At 71.0% G+C, this 734-nt stretch carries 1 protein-coding gene; it reads right to left on the bottom strand.

The window, feature by feature from the left end; all coding sequences use genetic code 11:
- Positions 1-349 (bottom strand): alpha/beta fold hydrolase (locus AC1DYK_RS35460; RefSeq protein ID WP_478170533.1); only part of this gene is annotated, 349 nt, incomplete at its 3' end.
- Positions 350-734 lie beyond the last annotated feature (385 nt).

The raw sequence follows: 734 nt of genomic DNA, 5'->3' as shown, positions 1-734 counted from the left end.
AGGAGTGCCCGACCAGCACGATCGGTCCCCGGATGCTCTTGAGGAAGCTGGCTATGTACGCGGAGTCCCCCGCCAGTCCCCGGAGCGGATTGGCCGGGGCGACGACGCTGTATCCGTCCCGCTGCAACCGTTCGGCGACACCGTTCCAGCTGGAGGCGTCAGCGAACGCACCGTGCACCAGCACCACGGTCGGCCTGGTCACGACTGTGGTACCCGTGTCGGCCGCTGCCGATCCGGCGGCTCCGGCGAGGACCGTCGTGGTCAGCGCCGCGGCGATCGCATGCCCACGGCGGGAACGTGTCGGACGTATTCGCCGGTGCCGCGGTGCGAGAACGGGTGACACAGCCATGCGGTTCTCTCTTCGGGAGGAGGGGGACGACGCACCCAGCGTTTCCGGAGCCGGCCGGTACGGCGCGGCCCGGGAAGCAGCGGAGTGACGTCGGCCGACCGTCCGGGTGAAGACGGCTCCCGACCGCATGGCGACCGGCGGATCGGGTCACCTTTTGCCGGCCCGGGGCACGGCTCCGTTCCCGGACGGACCGGGCGGGCTGCCCGGTCCGCGCTCTCCTCCGAAGGACGGCACCCCCCTCAGGAGGTCTCCAGAAGTACCTCGATCCGGGCCAGTTCCTCGTCGCTGAACTCCAGGTGACGCACCGCATCGACGCTGTTCTCCAACTGGGCGACACTGCTCGCCCCGACCACGGCCGACGTGACCCGTCCGCCCCGCAGCACCC

The sequence above is a fragment of the Variovorax sp. P2_H12 genome, assembly GCF_056403395.1.
Note: the sequence above shows the minus strand (reverse complement) of the source record. Positions and strands in the feature narration are given on the sequence as shown.